This is a genomic window from Sporosarcina sp. P1 (assembly GCF_002743155.1).
GTDB lineage: Bacteria > Bacillota > Bacilli > Bacillales_A > Planococcaceae > Sporosarcina > Sporosarcina ureae_B.
The window spans coordinates 361893-379005 of record NZ_PDYS01000001.1 but is presented as its reverse complement, the minus strand read 5'-3'; the positions used below and the strand labels follow the sequence as shown (position 1 = coordinate 379005).

General features: G+C 40.7%; 12 protein-coding genes and 1 other RNA gene. 3 read left to right on the top strand and 10 right to left on the bottom strand.

What is annotated here, in order from left to right; translation table 11 throughout:
* Positions 1 to 37: 37 nt before the first annotated feature.
* The 6 genes from CSV73_RS01875 to CSV73_RS01855 form a co-directional block, all read right to left on the bottom strand.
* Positions 38 to 1066 (bottom strand): M14 family zinc carboxypeptidase, encoded by a 1029-nt coding sequence (locus tag CSV73_RS01875; RefSeq protein ID WP_099626460.1) that lies wholly within the window; start codon positions 1064 to 1066, stop codon positions 38 to 40.
* 57 nt (positions 1067 to 1123) lie between these two features.
* Positions 1124 to 2317: a M14 family zinc carboxypeptidase gene (locus CSV73_RS01870; protein WP_099626459.1), complete on the bottom strand. Its 1194-nt coding sequence runs from the start codon at positions 2315 to 2317 to the stop codon at positions 1124 to 1126.
* A gap of 495 nt (positions 2318 to 2812) precedes the next feature.
* Positions 2813 to 2989, bottom strand: a complete 177-nt coding sequence (locus CSV73_RS16395) for a hypothetical protein (RefSeq protein ID WP_158232266.1) — start codon at positions 2987 to 2989, stop codon at positions 2813 to 2815.
* Between the two features lie 973 nt (positions 2990 to 3962).
* Positions 3963 to 4562: a metallophosphoesterase family protein gene (locus CSV73_RS01865; RefSeq protein ID WP_099626458.1), complete on the bottom strand. Its 600-nt coding sequence runs from the start codon at positions 4560 to 4562 to the stop codon at positions 3963 to 3965.
* 6 nt (positions 4563 to 4568) lie between these two features.
* Positions 4569 to 5393, bottom strand: coding sequence for a sulfurtransferase (locus CSV73_RS01860; RefSeq protein WP_099626457.1), 825 nt, complete (start codon positions 5391 to 5393; stop codon positions 4569 to 4571).
* Entirely contained in the window at positions 5390 to 8983 is a 3594-nt protein-coding gene (locus tag CSV73_RS01855; RefSeq protein WP_099626456.1) for a dynamin family protein, read from the bottom strand. Before CSV73_RS01855 ends, CSV73_RS01860 begins: the two co-directional genes overlap by 4 nt.
* Positions 8984 to 9240: 257 nt before the next feature.
* Between CSV73_RS01855 and CSV73_RS01850 the strand changes: the two genes are divergently transcribed.
* Positions 9241 to 9699 (top strand): chemotaxis protein CheX, encoded by a 459-nt coding sequence (locus CSV73_RS01850; protein ID WP_099626455.1) that lies wholly within the window; start codon positions 9241 to 9243, stop codon positions 9697 to 9699.
* 59 nt (positions 9700 to 9758) lie between these two features.
* On the opposite strand, the gene CSV73_RS01845 is transcribed toward CSV73_RS01850, so the two are convergent.
* From CSV73_RS01845 to rnpB, 3 genes are all read right to left on the bottom strand, one after another.
* A complete protein-coding gene (locus CSV73_RS01845) occupies positions 9759 to 11660 on the bottom strand; it encodes an ATP-dependent DNA helicase (protein ID WP_099626454.1) in 1902 nt (633 codons plus the stop codon).
* A gap of 62 nt (positions 11661 to 11722) precedes the next feature.
* A complete protein-coding gene (locus tag CSV73_RS01840; protein WP_099626453.1) occupies positions 11723 to 12850 on the bottom strand; it encodes a THUMP domain-containing class I SAM-dependent RNA methyltransferase in 1128 nt (375 codons plus the stop codon).
* Positions 12851 to 12991: 141 nt separating this feature from the next.
* An RNA gene (rnpB, locus tag CSV73_RS01835) (RNase P RNA component class B) lies at positions 12992 to 13367 on the bottom strand.
* 390 nt (positions 13368 to 13757) lie between these two features.
* Here rnpB and CSV73_RS01830 point away from each other — a divergent pair.
* Complete coding sequence (locus CSV73_RS01830) at positions 13758 to 16019, top strand: ATP-binding cassette domain-containing protein (protein WP_099626452.1); 2262 nt, start codon at positions 13758 to 13760, stop codon at positions 16017 to 16019.
* A gap of 37 nt (positions 16020 to 16056) precedes the next feature.
* Positions 16057 to 16731: a DNA-3-methyladenine glycosylase family protein gene (locus tag CSV73_RS01825; RefSeq protein ID WP_158232265.1), complete on the top strand. Its 675-nt coding sequence runs from the start codon at positions 16057 to 16059 to the stop codon at positions 16729 to 16731.
* A gap of 55 nt (positions 16732 to 16786) precedes the next feature.
* Here CSV73_RS01825 and gpsB read toward each other — a convergent pair whose 3' ends face one another.
* Positions 16787 to 17086, bottom strand: coding sequence for a cell division regulator GpsB (gpsB, locus tag CSV73_RS01820; RefSeq protein WP_085133428.1), 300 nt, complete (start codon positions 17084 to 17086; stop codon positions 16787 to 16789).
* Positions 17087 to 17113 lie beyond the last annotated feature (27 nt).

Below are 17113 nucleotides of genomic sequence, written 5' to 3'. Positions count from 1 at the left end.
GTTTATTTCTTTCTCCACAGACTTTTTGTAGAATGATTTATTCAGTAGTACGCGTTGTTTGGAACGGAAGTGTATCCCAGAAAGAAATGTCTTTCGTTTCAATGGAACGATCTGCAATTGCACGCACTGTGGCATCAAGTGTGTTAATCGTTTGTTTAATCAAATAACCATTACTCTTTTGCCCTAATACATATGATTCATAGGAATGGTCTGACATTCCACGCATCTCAAAAAGTAGCGTGGAGATCCCATATTCTACTGCAATACCGTTCCGACTAATTGTTTCAGCTGAACCACCATTATATTTTCCTAAATGGCCCCAACCTTTCTTTTCGATAGAATCATAAACGACTGCACCTAATTTTTTAGATTTCAGTACAACATCCTCATCTACGTTTGGAGTCGTAGGATAAAGGATTGATCCAGAGACGTATTCGTTGTCAATCTCACTCTGTGTACCTTGGTGATGCAAGTCAATCATATAATCAATGTCATATTTACGCATAACGTTGTCGTGCAAAGCTTTTGTTTCAGGTTGAATTTTAGTAATATGATCCCTGTTCAAGTCGATTCCGATTGCATTATAACGTGTCAGGTTACGGCCGCCACTAGCGATATAATCATCGAGAGGGAAATCGACATCACCCATAGCTCCGTCTGCATTAAGCATTGGCACTATGAGAATATTAACTCCATCAGCGACGCCCTTCATCTTACCTGTGCCAAGATGTTTAATAAATTCAAGTGCCCCTTCTGTTGTTAGTTGCTCGTTTCCATGCTGTTGTGTTAAGAAAAGGATTGTTGGATTTTTAGGGTTTTTCATATATTTAACAAGATACAAGTCCCTTCCCTTCACGCTTTGACCAATTACTTCAAGTTCCATATCCTTTTGTTTCGCTTCTTCCTTTTTTAGGAAGTTTGAAAGTTCATCATACGTATGCAATATCGAGGTGTTCACTGTTTCATTGCCACCGTAATTTGGTCCGTTTCCTACTGCATCGACAACCGGGGAGATGCTAAGCATCATTGCCCCTGCCATTGAAAGTGCGAAAAATGTTTTCTTCATCTAACTTCCTCCTAGTTTGCTATATTTAAATTATCTAATCCAGCAATTATTTATTCATTAATTCGTCGGTCTGGCCGATGTGAGCGGAATATTCTCGTAGTCCTCTGGATTTAGATTTTTCACAGAATCGTCAGCAACCGCATCAATGATACCAGTCAGGCCACATTCAACCGCTTTTACAAGTCGTCCATTTTCTTTGTGCCCCATCATTTGCGTTTGGCCTTTCACTTCAAAAAGTACGGTACCACTTCCGTTCAATGCATAGGAGCCAAGAGCCGTACCAGGAAGGTCTAGACCTTGCGAATAAAGTGAAATGTTAGTAAATGGTGAATTTCCGTAAGACTTTAATTCATTGTACGCAGCAACGTTCAATTGCCTTGAGAAGTCATAATTATAGTTGTCCTTGTATTGGGCATATTTTTCACCTGCTGGTGTATTCGGATCTGGGACAAACTGGGCGGATAAGGAGAGCGTCACATCGTTAGCTGTACCTGCAACATAGTACATCCCTTGGTGGTGCAGATCGATGAAGACATCCACTTTTCCATAGTCTTCTTTCAATGACTTGTATACATCCCTTGCTGTTTGTGCTTCAGGCGTAATGAACCACCCCGCTGTGTTTGATCTACCTGGGAAGTCTTCCGCCCGTGGTATATAATTGAGATCCGGATTGAAGTCGCGATTCACATCAAATCCAGGATTTTTACCGTAATCGTAACTTTGGCTTATGCCCCGATTTAGGTAGTTCCAAGAAGGTGATGCCCCGTTAAGTTGTGGGAATTTCGCGATCACTTCATCCCAAGTCATGCTATTTCTTCTTTTGTCTCCTTCAGACGCATCAGGATTCATCATCGGCATGAAAACAAGTGTTACCTCTTCGCGAATTTCCCTTGCTTGTTTTGAGTTATTTGATAACTTTTCTAACAAGTTAAGGATTGCAACTGTACCCGTCTTTTCATTCCCGTGAATTTCACTTTGTATAAGGATAACTTGATCCCCAGTACCAACTGTCGCTTTGTAAATATCCCGGCCTTTGTTTGACTGACCAACCACTTTAACCTCAACAATCCCCTTGCTTGACTTCTCAATTTGTTGAAGCTTTTTTTGTAGTTCACCGTAATCTGTGAATCCTGAAATCGAATAATCGTGATGATGTGGTTCCTGAATGTCTGTAGTGTCTGCAGCAAATACAGGCACAGCGAGACTAACGCAAAGCGCTAAAATACCAACAATACTTCCCAATTTCTTCATAATAAACAACCACCCCTTCTTTTTGCCGAGTAACTTACCGTCCCTGATGGTCTAAACTAGAACACTTACATTCTCTATTAGACTTGCTTGCAATTCATCAATAGCATAGCACAGGGGAACTGGATGGTAAAACAATTTTGAATATTCGGTCCACAAGTAGTATATACTAAATTAATAATATTATATTGTGATTATGGGTATATCATTTGTATTGATAAGTTTATGATTCGTAGTTCCAAATATACGGGCAACGAAATGAATTACGTAGACTTTACTAACCCTTTTTATAAAATGATATAGAGTAGCTACTTTAGTCATTGTAGTAAATTGACCACATTTTTGTATCATCTTAATTAGAATTTTAAAAAAAGGGTCGTTATACTTGGTTTACCGTTCCAAATCTACTCTTTACGTTTTTAGATTTAACAACACTACTTTCATTCAAATATGTTTCCGTAACGAACTAAAAAGAATAGCCCCCATTCGCTGAACTATTTAGCTGAAAGCCCTTACAGTTGATGTTGATATAGTTTGATCTATTTTCCAGTTTACACTGTAATGGATTTCTAACTGCCTATCATTATTTTTATTTACGCTGCTTAATTTCACTTTCAGGATAAGTCGTCCTTCTTCTTTGATTTCATATTCTAGGATATTTTGTTTTCCACCCATAGTATCTCCGCGATGAAGTCAATAACAGCGGGCCAGCTTCCAAACCATTTACTAGGCACGACCAAAAAGTAGGTGTTATCTGCAGGGATGCCGTCAGTAGAGATATTGCCAACTGTAAACCTGCTTTCGTTTGTATGTCTTGTCTCGGTAACCGACACGCAGCGAACAGTACCCCATTAAGCAGTAACATAAGACTAATGAATGCTACCTTGAGTACTTATACATTTCTATTTGACACGACATTTCCCTTCCTCAGTTTTATTTATGCAATTCGTTTCTGTGAAGATTCAATTATCATTACAAATCATCTTCATATATCCATCAATTTGAACCACTTAGTGATCAACGGTTATACAGTTAACTCACCCTTTTGTCGTAAACAATATATCTTTAAGTTTTGAAGTCAGCTAGCGTTCACAAGATAATCCATAAATATATATATATGTAAAAGCTAAGGATATTACTTTGAAACTCCTGTTGTCCATTCCACGCACCCTTACCATCCGACACAATAATGAGCCTACTACAACTCTTCAAAAGGCACGTTTCAGGAATAATTCAACTTTCACAACTGCAACTATATACTTTATTTATTCATCATGGTTGTACTATCATGATCTATTTCAAAAATCAAAAACTCCTCATCTTTTTCAACCACTACTTTTTCATATCTGATCTCTTTAGCGATTATCATTTCAAAGTAGTTTGTTATGTTATTTAATTCAAATACTTTGCATTGATCAAATCTCACGTCACCAATAAAAATCGCTCTATTTCACATTGGACCTTCCTCTTCACAGTTTATATTACAAAATGGCGCATTTATTTAACGTCAAAACTTTTTAACCCTCAACACCGTAATAATAAGGATTCCCAAATAGATTTCAACAATAAAAAAAGCACCGCAAAATGCGATGCTTCACTTACTATTTTGCTATTCACTACTCAACTAAACGGGCTAGACATGAATCCCTTAGCTATTTGACGCTTTCATAAATCTAACATTTTGTTTTTCAGAATCATATAACACCCATTCTCTAGAACCCACTACAGCCCCTACGTTGACAACAGTTCGAGAGCCTCTCACTGACATCTCCTCGTTCCAGCTAATTGGTACGGATTGTCCTTCGCTCGTGAAGCCTGATTGGTGGGTATGCCCGTGAAAGACAAGGTGTGCTTCCGGTAGATGCTCAGCCAGCCATGCGTCAGCTTGCTTATGCGGCCACTGGTGACCATGAATGATCGCCGCTTCATCAGCGATCAGAGTTTCAGGCAAGCTATTTAGGACGTTTCGTATAGGTTCTGATTGCTTTGTCAGCAACAGAATACGTTCTTCTTGATTGCCATAGATGGATGGAAAAGTTAACAGCTTTTCGATGCCAGCTGAATGTTTAATCACTTCTTCGACAGTAGGATAAATCTGCCCATGAAGGTCTTTTTTGCTGACTGTGCATTCATATAAATCGCCCGTCCCGATGATAGTTGCTTCAGGTGCTTCATCAGCAATTTGTGCCAGTACGGCTTGCAAATCTTCTTTGGATGAATGTATATCTCCCAGCAATGCGAAATGCATCGTGTATCAACCCCTTATTGCGGTTTCAATTGGTGCATCATCTTTTGATATCCAATCGCTGAAACTGCCCACATATAATTTCACATTTGGATAGTCCAGCTCTTTAAGTGCCGCGAATAAAGGGGAAGCCGTTACGCCGCTGCCACAGTAGACAATTACATCATCTTCAGGAGAAACGATCTGTTGTAATTGCTCTTTTGCGTGCTGCACATCATACTGTCCGTCTCGCTTCAGTTGTTCCCAATCGAAGTTTCGCGCTGTCGGTATATGGCCTGCTTTATGATAAAGCGGCTCTTTTTCCCCACGGTAGCGAACTTCAGAACGTGCGTCGACAAGTTGAGACGGTCGCTTGCCCGCCACAACTTCTTCAACTTCACTTCTACTAGCGTATAGGTGCTCTTGCCAATCTGGATCCACCGTTGAGCGTACAGGAGTAGCAGAATCAGACGTTACGTCCACGTTTTTGCGTAATTCTGTATAACTTTCTGTTACGACATGCACATTCGTGAAACCTCCATACTGCAACATCCACCAAGCACGTGTTGCGAAAGGACCGCCGCCCTCATCATAGATCAAAATCGTATCTGTACGTTCCAGTCCACTCTTACGAAATAATTCAGTCAGCTGTTCAGCAGAAGGTAAGGGATGACGTCCACCTTCTACAGAAGCACCGGATAGGTCTTCTTCTAGATCCCAATGAATCGCGTCTTTTACGTGTTCTTTTTGATAATCACGTTTCCCTTGCTTTTCATCTTGCAATGAAAAGCGTGCATCGATCCATTTCGCGTGACTTGTCTCTATATCGTGAATAGATACAAATACTTGTGTCATTGAACCAACTCCTCTTGACGGATTTTTTCATAGATTTTTTGCCAGTGTTCCAGCTGCTCCGAACCATCAAGCAACGTACGCTCCGATTCAATTTGTACAAGACTTTCCTGCAATAAATGAACACGCAACGCTTCTGCTTCATCGTCAATCCACAAGTCTGCCCACTTTTCAATACGTTCTTTCTGATCGCCAAGATAGCTAGACGCATCTTTTTTCAATATTTCTTCCAGCTTCACTTTCAAGATATCGCGATCACCGCGTTCAAAGAACGCCTTTTGATTTTTGAACGATTTATTCACTGCGCTATAAACCATAGGATCTTCATATGGCGTCTCAAATGACAACATATCTTTATCGTTCGGCTCGTATGGAGAAGGCACGATCGACTGGTCCATATCGGCTAATGAACGAACTTCCATGCGTTGACGTTCTAGCAATTGTTTCTTCATGTACTGAAGAATACGTAAATTTGTTACTTTCAATTCTTGCGTCAAGTCAAAGCCTACCATATTGACTGTTTCCGCCAATGCGATTTTCAATGCTTTATCCGATGAGTTCTTCGCGAATGTCGACGGACTATATCCCTCTTTGAAGAAATCTCCGAAACGTAAGAATACACGCTGTAAAATATAATAGACAAGTTCACTCAATTCATCTTGAGTGGATTTCACTAAAATCTCACTTGCACTCTTTTCGAAACGTTCTTTTATTGCAACTTCAGCAGTCGCGAGCTCTTCTAGTCTTTCTGCTTTACGAGAACGGTTCTGAATCGTTCTGTCGATCAATGAAGCTAGACGATCGATCGTTTTCGTCGTTTCTTCTTCCAGTGCTTGCACGACTTGCGCACGTAGATCATGCTCGAGGAATGAATAAAACTTCTCTTCAAAATCGGCCATCAATGGATTCGGTTGTTGTGTCAATTTGCCTTCCAATGCCTCAAGGCTTGAAATACCGTGTACGCGTGGATTGCGGATGCCAAATTTCTGCAATTCATTGGCAACGAAGCCTTTTACTTCTTCGCCTTCTTCTTCATTCGAAGCAAGATCGATCGCGTTGACGATAAAGAACATTTTATCGAGTTCAAATGCATCTTTGACACGGCCCAGTTGGATAAGGAATTCACGGTCAGCACGTGCGAATGCGTGGTTGTAGTATGTTACGAAAAGAATTGCATCGGCATTACGGATATATTCAAACGCTACGTCGGTATGACGCGCGTTGATGGAATCCGCTCCTGGTGTATCCACCAATGTGATTCCGTGGCGAGTTAACGGACAATCATAGAAGAAATCGATGGAGTCGACGAAACAGCTACGCTCTTCCTGTGCAACGAATTTCGTAAACTCTTCACGCTCTACCGTCAACGTCGTCCCAAGTGCAGGCGTATAAAGTGGATACCCTCTCTGAAATGCGCTGATGAATGACTTATGGATGTGCAAGTTCTCATCTTCAAGAGGTTGCTTCATAGCGACATCTGTTTTATTGAAGGCGTCTTCCAGTGAAGAAATAGTGATACCGAGTGCACCGAATGACAACGCGACGTCTTCTGTCATCGTCGCTTCATCCTTCAAGTGAATATCCGCAGTATTATGCAAATGCGTTTCACTTACTGGACGAATTCGGTTGATCGCAGCCGTTGTAGGATTCGGTGAAACAGGTAACACTTTTTCACCAATCAAAGCGTTTGAGAAGGAAGATTTCCCCGCACTGAATGCGCCAAACAATGCCACTGTAAATTCCTGTCCTTTTAAGCGGTCTGCTTTCGTCATCAAATACGATGCCGTTTCTGCAAAACCAGGAATGGCCTCGACCGACTCGGCAATGTGTTGCGCATGTACGATAGCTGTTTCTGAATCAACCAGTTGACGTTCTTCTTCCACTATTTCTTCCACTTCTTCAGCAATCGTTTCTTGCTGCTCTACTTTCGCTACATAATCGATTGTTTCGATTGTTTTAGGCTGTTCCCACTTAGTAACGAGTTGATCGCGGCCCATACGTGTCGGCGCTGAAGGATTAGCAATTTCTTTATCAACCCATTCCATACGCTCTTTCCACTTATTCATTTCTTTTAGTGCATCTACTTTTTCTTGTAGCACGGCAATCGTTTCAACAAGAGGTCCCGATTGCTCACCACCTGATTCTTTCGCGATGACAGACATTTCTTGTTTCCATTTATCCGTTTTACGTTTATACACTAAATGAATGGCACGCTTCATTTGCTCTGCATAATTCAAAATGGTTTCGCCAGTGATCACTTCTTGTACATGCAGTTGCTCATCTACTTTGTCAAACGGTAGTGTCAGATCCATATTGTCAATCGCAAGTGAACGCTCATCGGTTAAGATTCCGGCTTGCTTTAGTGAACTTTTCATCAACGTTTTCATATAAATTTCGATTTGTGTATGCGCTAAACCTGAAATATTATCATCTAGCTTTTGACGACGTTTTTCGCGCTCTTCCGCTGTCTTCTTCGCGCCAAATAGTAAGCCTACTTTGAATTTTGGTGACTTGGCTTCCAAATGGTCTTTCAGTAATTCTCTCGTTTCAAACGGTGCCAGTCCTGCGTTCGACAATAATTCATTGCGTTCTTTCTCGAAATTCACATAGAATTCGTCACCTGATACTAATTCCAAACGTTTTTTTGCATCTTTCAAATCTTGATTCAACTCTTCAAACTGATCCCACTCGGGTTCGCTAAGGATTTCTGAATGATTCTCTTTCAAGTCATCCACTTGCTGCTGAAGATATTTCATATGCTCATCTTTTAATTTCAATAACGATTGCTCAATATTTTGTTCGAAATTCTCTTCTCGGTGTTCAATTGAACCATCAACAATCGCTTTGACTTTTTCAAAATCATTATGCGGGTGATCCAGTTGTTTCAATGACGTGTAGAAAATCCCTTTTGGTTCTACCCCCCATAACTTAAACGAGTCTTCAACAGACTTTTTGAACTCATCGAATGATAATTCACTGTCACGATGCTTATCGATCTGATTAATAATTAAATAAACATTACTATTATAGCGCATTAATTCTTTTGTAAATCGGAAGTTCATTTCAGATTGTACGTGGTTATAATCCATCGTATAGAATACAAGATCCGCTAAGTGCAATGAAGACTCGGTAGATAGTCTATGTGCATCATCTGTTGAGTCAACGCCTGGTGTGTCCATTACCGTAATTCCTTCAGGTAAATTGGATTCGGTATGGCCGATTTCAACCAATGAGACTTCAGCGCCATCCTTACTGTACGCTTTCACACCTTCAGAGAAACCATGGCCACTGAATTTCACTGCACTTCCATCGACGCGATGGATAATCGCATAATCTTCATCCGCCTTATGTACCTTCACAATATTCGCGCTTGTCGGAATAGGACTGGATGGTAAAAGGTCGTCTCCTGTTAAAGCATTAATTGTCGAAGATTTTCCTGCCGAAAAGTGTCCAGCAAAAGCAATCGTATATTCTTTGTCGATTATTTTATTAGCAAGTAATGTCGTCTTTGCTTTGCGTTCATCATCTTCATTGTTGGAAAAAATCTGTCCATATGTAGCGGATTGCTGTAAAAATTCATGGTTTGTAGACATAATCGTCGTCCTTTCAATTTTAACTCATCTCATCATACCATTAATGCGTGAAAAAATAGATAGTTACTTTATAAGTATTACTTTTAAAACCAAAGAGGTATGATGCAGCTATTCTAAATAAAATAAAGTCAGCGAATCTTGAAGAATTCGAATGATTAATGGAGCTGTAACTACTCCGTTAAAATTATCTAGTCTTTTAGACACTATAAGTGATATAATTGAACTAATTAACCGTTTGCGAAAGGGTGTTTCTTTAGATGGATACAGCAACAAATGTACAAAAAGTTTTACATGCAACGATAGCTTCTCTTACTACCGTAGTTCCATTAAAGTTCCAAGTGCTTTCCCCCGCCCTTATACAGCAACCGTATGAACAACGTGAAATCAGTGTATTGATCGGCCTAATTGGAGATATTAAAGGTCGTTTAATTGTAGAGCCTACACATTCCATTATTAGTGACATTGGTTTAGCCATGTTCGGTATGCAGATCGAAGGGGAAATGGCTGAGTCATTCACTGGAGAACTCGGGAATATGATTGCGGGAAATCTTTGTACTGTATTGGAAAAAGCGGATCTGACGTTAGATATTTCACCGCCTACTGTCATGACGGGACAAACAAAATTTTATGGCTTTAAGCAAGCATTTAAAATCCCTGTAAAATTTGAAGATGGTCAGACGTTAAATTTATTGCTTACCATTGACGAAGAACGATAACAGGTAAAAAAGCGTGTAGATGACGGAACTCCGACATCTGCACGCTTTTTCTATACTGTTCACGAAAATGGTACAGGCAGTACACGTTCAATAACTGGCAGTAATTCAATACTCTCCGGTTTTACAAATAAATGAATCGAACCGTGATCATCGCTCGTTCGAATCAATCGACCAATTCCCTGTCGCAAACGCAACAGCATAAATGGTAGATCCACTTCGTCAAACGGATCTTCCGCAAACTCCCTTCTAGCTTGGAATAGCGGATCATGCGGTGGAAACGGCAAGTCAAAGATGATAACACGAGTTAACGCTTCGTTCGGCAAATCCAGACCTTCCCACAAATGATAGGAGAAGAAGACATTTACTTTACGTTGCTGGAAATCTTTCACCAATGATGATAGTGAGCGTTCCCCTTCATAGGTCACCATGACGCTTTGTTCGAGTGGTAATTGATCGTAGGCTTCCATCATCGATTGCTTGGAACCGAACAATACCAATGTCTGTTCCTCTTCTTCAAGTAGTTCGGAAAGACGTGTGATGTTCTCATCCGTATTCCCTTGTTCCAAATGAATTTTCATAACATTTTCATAGTCGAATGGCGATGCGATAGAGAATGATTGATAATCTACAATTCCCAAACTATACGCTAAGTAATCAAATGATTTCTCAACTGACAAAGTAGCTGAAGAGAAGATAATCGGCATCGTTCCTGTAAATAACTTTTCTTTCAAGATGGACGTTACAAGTCTTGGCATAATGAGCAATGTGCTTTCTTCACGGCGATTTTCAAGCCAATCTACCGCATCGTTGTCACCCGCAAATAGCTCCATTGAATAAATGTACTGTTCCAAATACTCTTCGACAATTTTCAAGTCATATTCAGGAATAACATATAATTCACCTTCAAAAACAAATTCTTCAAGAAGTTCGTGAGATAATGAAACTGCTGTTTTAGCATACTTCATCATTTCCTCATTCTTATCAATGGTTAGGCGTTCATTGTCATGTTGAATGGCATTACTTTTCAACTGTTTGAAAAATAATTCATGCGTCTCGAGCAATTGCTCCATTAACTGCAATGTTTTCTCTCTGATGCCGTCCACCATAATACGTTCTAGCAAGTTGATAATCGTTTGTTCTTGTACTTCATATGTCAATGCACGCTGAGCGGAATACTCAAGTAAATGTCCTTCATCAAACACGACCATCGATACTTCCGGTAATAAAGGCAGTTGCCCTTGTCTAGCACGTGATTCTTTCGTCCACAAATGCTCCATATAGAAGTCATGTGAGCAAATGATTAAGTCAGCAGCTTCTCGATAATGATTACGATGAATCGTTTGCCCACAACGATTACGAATATCACAAGCCGCACATTGCATAATCGGGTGGTAATTGATCATTTCCCACTCTTCATCAGCCAAATATGGATAATCTGAACGCTCGCCGTAAGGATATACCGACTGCAATGAACGCTCTGCATGGACGAATTCTGGCAATTGATCTTCAACTAAATCGACAAAATCTTCGTTCGTCTTCATACTAGTTTCTTCCAGACGTTTTAAACAAATATACTGATTACGTGCTTTCGCCAAACGGACGTCCACTGTCATATTGAGTGCGGTACTCAACTTCTGAATATCGCCTTCTTCTTTGATCAATTGATCGATCAAAGTTTCATCTGCACAAGAAATCACCGCTGGCTTCCCTGTATAACGCGCATACGCAATAGCTGGCAATAAGTACGCAATCGTTTTCCCCGTACCCACTCCCGCTTCTGCTAGCAAGACGTTTTTTTCTTTGAGTGCTTTTTCTATTTGAAATGCCATATAAATTTGCTCATCACGGCATTCGAATCCTTTTTCTGTTAAATCGTCATATAACGTATCCCCGAGCCAATCGTTGAGAGATTCATAAAACGTTTGCCCTTTATCCAACTCAAATGGAATTTTTGTATTCATACTGACTCCTCCTGAATGCAAGCGAAAGGAAGAGGGATCTACTCCTCTTCCTGCCCGTCTAATTATGAACGCTGTCCCCAGAACTGATATAAATCAGTACGGATGAAGCCGTTAAATAGTTTACGTTTTTTGGTTGCACGTTTGCCATACATCGTTTCATAGTTTTCAAGTGAAGATAAAATATATACTGACCATGATGGATACTGTTTCATAATCTCACCAAGTACTCCGGCAATATCTTCTGCTTCTTCCACTTCACCAAGTCGTTCACCATATGGCGGATTGGCGATCAAGACTCCATTTTGTCCTTCAAGTCTCAAATCACGCACGTCTCGCTGTTCGAATGAAATCAAGTCTGTAAATCCTGCTTCCATAGCATTACGCTGTGCAACAGAGACGATATTGTGATCTACATCAAACCCTCGAATATCAAGTGCTAAATCATACTTCGCCACGTCCTCGACTTCTTCGCGAACACGATCCCACACATCCGCTTTCATCCAAGGCCATTCTTCACTTAAGAAGGAACGATTATAACCTGGCGCTAAATTTTGTCCAATCATGGCCGCTTCAATAGCAATCGTACCAGAACCACAGAATGGATCTACAAAAGGCCGATTCGGGCTCCACTTAGAAAGTTTAACGAGTGCAGCTGCCATCGTTTCCTTTAGCGGTGCATCTCCTTGAGCCATACGATATCCGCGTTTATGCAAGCCTTGGCCGCTTGAGTCTATTGTCAATGTTACTTGATCTTTTAATATAGAAACTTCTAATTTAAAAAGTGGTCCTGATTCACTTAAGAATCCAGTTCGTTTATACGCACTATTCAATCGTTCAACGATCGCTTTCTTCACAATCGCCTGACAGTCAGGTACACTGAATAATTTTGACTTAACCGATTTACCTGAAACGGGGAAAGCCGCATCTACCGGCAAGAACTCTTCCCATGGCAAAGCTTTCGTCCGTTCGAATAACTCATCAAATGTAAAGGCTTTGAATTCGCCCACAATAATTCGTACACGGTCGCCTACACGCAACCACATATTCGTTCTCGCAATCGCTTCTTCGTCACCCGTAAAATAGACTTTCCCGTTCTCTGTTTGGCAATCGTAGCCAAGATCTTTTATTTCAGACGCGACGATAGATTCAAGTCCCATCGCAGCAGTTGCTACTAAATTGTATTCACTCATGTTTCTACACTCCATTCTTCACTTCTGGTCAATATGTCCTTTCGATCTTTGGAAAGGTATATGTATTCGTTCGTTTCTATAAAAAGAAAAACTCTCCCAAAACTGTAGGAGAGCTAATTGTAAGGTAAATGCCATAGAGTATTCTGTAAGCCATGTTTTGTTCTTCGGTACTCAAACGGCTCGCGCCTCGTACTTGAAGTGGTAATCATCTATCTACAGACAATTGCCTGTTCCTTCCTCCATTGAATTCTTTCGGAAGAACGCCCCTACCATAATTTGGGTTTCTCACTCGTGGGGTTTACCCGTTCCACTCGACATGTTTCCATGCCGACTACGTCACTGTGGCACTTTCAGAGAATCTAGTCCATATCCGAAGACTTAGGAGTTATTCCCGCCATCAATGCAAATGCATTGCCCCGGCTTATTTTTTCACCGAGCACGAACACTACGGTCATCTCAGATCCGTGTGAGCATGGACTTTCCTCTACAACCGAAGTTGCAGCGATTACCTGAATACTCTCTATGGCACTCCTGAGTATACACCAAATCAGTTAGTTATACAATAAATTCGTTTGGAATAAGGCAGATTAATTAGTTGGCGTGATGTGGAGAATGAATTAGTGTAGATTTTTTTGCGTAATGAGCGGTTAAATACAGTTAGTGAGCGGTTAGGGTTGAGTATAGAGCGGATTTGGATGAGGTATGAGCGATTATTGGAAGTTAAGAGCGGTTGAAGCGAAAGTATGATCGCTTCTACGAATTAATGAGCGCAGATAAGTTCTTATACAGTAATTATTCAATTTTCCAACTAATAACGACACAAAATTAATCGTATAGTGTAACTTCTTCAAAATAGGGAAATCATCTAGCAAGACTAGTAATTATGGTTTGAAGGAGGACTATTATTATGAAGGAAGTCAAAGATGAAATTGTTTTACGGGGACTCCGAGAAAACAATTTGAAAAATATAGATTTGAACTTGCCGAAAGAAGAAATCACGGTATTTACCGGCTTATCAGGATCGGGAAAGAGCTCAGTTGTATTTGACACATTAGCTACGGAAAGTAGACGGCAGATGACATTGAATTATCCGCTGTATGTACGAAACCAGATGCCTCGTTATGAAAGGCCACGTGCTGATTTAATGCAGCATTTGAGTCCAGTTATTGTTGTGGAACAAAAGCCTGTTGGAGGCAATTCTCGCTCGTCAGTCGGGACGTATATGGATATTCATCCATTAATTCGTCTTTTGTTTTCACGCATCGGGACACCTGCCATTGGTTCAGCTACGGATTTCTCGAGTCAAAGTTCATTTGGCAAATGTCCAGAGTGTAATGGATTCGGCGAAGTCGTGTACCCTGACTTACATAAAATGATTGATCTGGACCAGTCACTTCGAGAGTACGCTGTAAAGTTTAAGCCACTGTCCCCTTCTGGTTGGCAAGGTAGGTGGATGATGACAGGTGGATTATTTGACCCCGATCTGCCAATCAAAGAGTATCCACAAGATCAATATAATTTATTGATCTATGGACCTCCTGAAGGTGAAAGGGTGTTTGCACCATTCCATACAAAAGATGGTCCGCATGATCATGAGTGGGATGGTTTATTGCCTAGATTCGTACGTCTTTATATTAATCGGGATATCACAAAACTTAAACAAACTTCGCAAGAGGATGTACTGGCAGTATCTACACATGCATTATGCCCTACTTGTGATGGTTCAGGATTGAATCCAGAAGTATTGAAGTGCAAAATTAACGGTTTTAATATTGCCGAATACGATAAATTGGAACTGACAGAGCTTCTACCAGAACTGAAAAATATACGTGATCCACTAGGCAAGTCCATTGCGCAACAGGCGATTCCGAATGTACAGCAATTGATAGAATTGGGACTCGGCTATTTAAGTCTATCGAGAAAAATGGGAACCCTTTCTGGCGGAGAAGCACAACGAGTGAAAATTGCGCGGCATTTAGGTAGCAGCTTAAACAATATCACCTATATTTTCGATGAACCAAGCGCGGGGCTTCATCCGGAAGAAGTGGATATGCTCATCCAGATGCTTAGAAGTCTGAAAGCTAATCATAATACTGTCATTGTCATTGAACACGACCTATCCGTTATAAAGGTAGCGGATGAGATTGTGGAAATGGGTCCGGGTGCAGGTGCCGCGGGTGGAGAAATTGTCTATCAAGGAGAGCCTGATGGATTGTCAGCTTCTGCTTTAACAAAACTGGATCACAAGCTGAAAATCAATCAGCATCCACGTCGGTCAAACGATTATTTCACCATTACTAGGGCGAATAAAAACAATTTAAAGGATGTATCGATTGACATCCCTAAAAACGTTTTCGTTACCGTCTGCGGCGTGTCAGGTTCAGGTAAAAGTTCTCTACTCTTTGACGCATTCTCGGCAAAATATCCCGATCTAATCAAAGTAAGTCAAGGCCGTATCGGAATTTCTAGTCGCTCCACGCTAGCTACCTATATGGGAATCATGGACGACATCCGGCAGATCCTCGCGAAAGAAACGGGACAGCCTGCTGGACTATTCAGCTTTAACTCGTTAGGGGCTTGCCCAGTATGTGATGGGAAAGGAGTCACCACTCCAGATGTGGCATTTGCGGATCCCGTAACTGTTGTATGCGAATCTTGTGATGGATTACGCTATTCCGATGAGGCTCTTTCCTATATGTACCAAGGGAAAAACATCGCAGACATCTTAGAGTTGACAGTAGACGAGTCTAAAGAGTATTTTGTCATGCCCAAGATAGTAAAAAGAATGGATATGCTAGCTGAAGTTGGTTTAGATTATCTTACATTAGGACAAACAACCAGTTCATTGAGCGGTGGAGAAATACAACGACTCAAACTGGCGAGTCACTTACAGAATGAAGGGCAAATCTATTTATTGGATGAACCTTCATTAGGATTGCATATGAGCGATAATGGTAAGCTACTTGAATTGTTCCAAAAACTTGTAAACAAAGGAAATTCGGTAATAATCATTGAACATAATCTAGACTTCATTGCAGCGAGTGACTGGATAATTGAACTAGGTCCAGGCGGTGGCAAACGTGGAGGAACCATACTTTTTGAAGGGACACCGCAAGAAATGTTGTCGGCAGACACGCTAACGGCGAAGTGGTTAAAGGATGGTGTCTGACTCTTTACCATCTACAACAATAGAAGAGGTGAGCGACTTGGAGAAACTTCATATACGTACGCAAGATTCAGCAGTTCAATCTATTTGTGCAACAGATCCAAAACTTAAACAGTTGATTTCACTAATTGGTGATTTTGAAGTTCCGTTACGATCAGATTATTTATCTTCCATTGTACGTTCGATCATCGGCCAACAGATCTCAGTCGGTGCTGCAAGTGCCATCTACACACGTTTGTTGGATTTGCTTGGAGGCCATATAACGGTTGACGGATTGTTAGTCACTTCTACAGAAGATTTGAGAAAAGTTGGATTAACTATGAGAAAAGCGGAATATGTAAAAGATCTTGCGGATAAAATTGTGAATCGTGAACTGGATCTCAGGAATATTGCAGCCTATGATGATGACGCAATTCTCAAGCAATTAACTAATGTCAAAGGCATTGGTAAATGGACAGCAGAAATGTTTTTGATTTTATCACTCGGCCGCCAAGACGTGCTTGCGATCGACGATTTAGGAATCCAACGGTCTGCACAATGGCTGTATGGCATTGAAAAGTCGGAGCGGCGTCAATTACTTGTTGAGAAATCCCCTCAATGGATGCCTTATCGCTCGATTGTGTCCCATTATCTTTGGGAAGCAATTCATCTGGGCTTTGTTCAAGACTTTGACTCAATGGAGGAATTAATAGAAACGAGAAATAGACTTCCATAATCCAAAAAGAACCGCCACATTTTACTGTGGCGGTTCTCCTATGTCAAATTGTTTTTTACTCTTCAGGCTGAACCAATTTATCACCAAATACTTCTCTTTCAAGATTTGCGATACGCTGAATGATATCAATATTCGTCGTTTGAGGAGCCGGTGTTGCAGAACGTCTTTGTGAAGAGTTTACTTCCGACTTTAATCTAATATTTTCCTCTTGTAGACGTGCAATTTCTTTCTTAAATGTTTCATAGTCTTGAATGACATCATCCAAAAACCAGTCCACTTCTTCTTGCTTATAGCCTCGAATGGCTTGTTTAAATTCTTTTTCTAAAATCGTTTTCGTTTCTAGCTTTAATTCCATGACAAAACGTCCTTCCGTCTATGATTC

Coding starts and splice junctions, on each gene's coding strand:
- CSV73_RS01870 (WP_099626459.1), bottom strand. CDS start 2,317: ATGAAGAAATTGGGAAGTATTGTTGGTATTTTAGCGCTTTGCGTTAGT.
- CSV73_RS01840 (WP_099626453.1), bottom strand. CDS start 12,850: ATGAGTGAATACAATTTAGTAGCAACTGCTGCGATGGGACTTGAATCT.
- CSV73_RS01845 (WP_099626454.1), bottom strand. CDS start 11,660: ATGAATACAAAAATTCCATTTGAGTTGGATAAAGGGCAAACGTTTTAT.
- CSV73_RS16395 (WP_158232266.1), bottom strand. CDS start 2,989: ATGGGTGGAAAACAAAATATCCTAGAATATGAAATCAAAGAAGAAGGA.
- CSV73_RS01855 (WP_099626456.1), bottom strand. CDS start 8,983: ATGTCTACAAACCATGAATTTTTACAGCAATCCGCTACATATGGACAG.
- CSV73_RS01875 (WP_099626460.1), bottom strand. CDS start 1,066: ATGAAGAAAACATTTTTCGCACTTTCAATGGCAGGGGCAATGATGCTT.
- CSV73_RS01865 (WP_099626458.1), bottom strand. CDS start 4,562: ATGCATTTCGCATTGCTGGGAGATATACATTCATCCAAAGAAGATTTG.
- CSV73_RS01860 (WP_099626457.1), bottom strand. CDS start 5,393: ATGACACAAGTATTTGTATCTATTCACGATATAGAGACAAGTCACGCG.
- CSV73_RS01850 (WP_099626455.1), top strand. CDS start 9,241: ATGGATACAGCAACAAATGTACAAAAAGTTTTACATGCAACGATAGCT.
- gpsB (WP_085133428.1), bottom strand. CDS start 17,086: ATGGAATTAAAGCTAGAAACGAAAACGATTTTAGAAAAAGAATTTAAA.
- CSV73_RS01830 (WP_099626452.1), top strand. CDS start 13,758: ATGAAGGAAGTCAAAGATGAAATTGTTTTACGGGGACTCCGAGAAAAC.